1 protein-coding gene is annotated in these 1,809 nt (G+C 61.6%); it reads right to left on the reverse strand.

Going from position 1 to position 1,809, the window contains the following annotated elements:
- Window positions 1-92: 92 nt before the first annotated feature.
- The gene (gene ltrA / locus JF781_RS27865) at window positions 93-1,355 is read right to left on the reverse strand and encodes a group II intron reverse transcriptase/maturase (RefSeq protein ID WP_225330667.1); all 1,263 of its coding nucleotides are present in this window, start codon (window positions 1,353-1,355) and stop codon (window positions 93-95) included.
- Window positions 1,356-1,809 lie beyond the last annotated feature (454 nt).

Here is a 1,809-nt window from a genome sequence, read left to right on the forward strand (position 1 = left end):
CTACCAGTCGGGTGGCCGGAGGGGGTTGCACCCTCCGGCTCCCACGGAACCGTACGTGAACCTCTCGATTCATACGGCTCTTGTCACCTTGGTCACCAGACGGCGGGGACGGCGGTGGTCCAGGCCCAGTGCGCGAAGAACCGCGGGTATTGCTTTATCACCCGCGACCACGCTTGGTTGAATGCCCAGCGGCCCCGAAACCGGCGATATTTGTTGCGGACCCACCGCATCAGGTAGGCGTTGATGCGAGTCAGGAGGGGATACAGCGCCGACCGATAGAAGGCGCCGTAATAGTTCATCCAGCCGCGCACGATCGGGTTGATCTTGTCGGCCAGACCGGCGAAGGTATGACCGGTGCGATGGTGCAGCCGCCAGGACCGCACTTGCCGCCCGATCTTTTTCCAGGCGTCCTTGCTGATCGCGGGCAAAAACGAGACGAACATGCTCCCGTTTTTGTCCCGGACCCCGCGCGGGCGGAACGTGAAACCGAGGAACGTAAACGACGTATGCGCATAGTCACCGCGCCGTTTGCCGTCTTTGCAGTACACGATCCGGGTCTTGTCGGGATGCAGCCGCAGCCCGACCTCACCCATCCTGTCTTGCACCGCAGTCAATACCCGGTGGGCTTGGCGCTCGCTGACGCAGTGCACGACCGCGTCATCGACATAGCGCTCGAACCGCACGGTCGGAAACTCCCGAGCCAGCCACGCATCGAACGCATAATGCAAGAACAGGTTTGCCAACACGGGCGAGACCGGCGACCCTTGCGGGGTGCCCCGGTCACGCTGTTGCAAGGTGCCGTCAGGCAGTTGCACCGGAGCTTGCAGCCACCGGCGCACATACAACATCACCCACGGCAAATCGGTGTTAGCCCCCACCGCCTTGAGCATCAGATCCCAGGACACGCTGTCGAAGAACTTCTGGATGTCCAAGTCGATCACCCAGTTGGTTTTCCAGCAGCGCTGCCGACACGCACCCACCGCGTCGATCGCCGAGCGGCCAGGGCGATAGCCGTAGGAGTCGTCGTGAAACAGCGTCTCCGCCTTCACTTTCAACTCCTCGGCCACCACCGTTTGGGCCACCCGGTCAGCCACTGTGGGTATGCCCAGCATCCTGGTCCCGCCGCCATGCGGCTTGGGTATTTCCACCGCACGCACCGGAGGCGGAAAGTAACTCCCCGACGACATCCGATTCCACACCCGATACAGATTGTTTTGCAGGTCAGACTCGAATGCCTCGATCGATACTTCGTCCACGCCCGGCGCGCCCTTGTTCGCCTTGACCTTCTCCCAAGCCTCCTGAACCGCCCACTTCGAAATCTCGAACGGCTTGCCTGGTGACTTCAACTTGTTCACCCGACTCCTCCCGAACCCCAACGGGTCTCGGTTGATCCAACGAACACGTCACAGATGACCTGGCCCCTTCGCTTCACTCCCATTACAGAAGCTTCACCACTACTACGAGCCAGTCCGCCAGCCGGACCCGCGACGGTACTCACACCCATGCTGCGCATGGGCTACTCCCTATCTCCCACGTCAAACACGAACGGGACGTATCGGTTCCGGCCTTCTCCTGTTCCATGCAAAAGCCGCAGACCGGGCTCGCGTCGCCTTCATGCCGGACACCGCCTGGCCAATCAATGGGCACCCGCCAAGCTCGTCCCGGGATCGGATAAACACCCCGGTTTTGATGTCACCTGTTTTTCTTACGACACGTCAGCAGCGATTCGCTTGCGCTCGCCTTCCCGGTCCCCACCTGACGCGTCACACGCGCCTTTTCCACATCGTTCACCACGATCGCGTCACCGCT

Origin of the sequence: Mycobacterium sp. WUMAC-067, assembly GCF_020217485.1 — a bacterium.
Lineage (GTDB): Bacteria > Actinomycetota > Actinomycetes > Mycobacteriales > Mycobacteriaceae > Mycobacterium.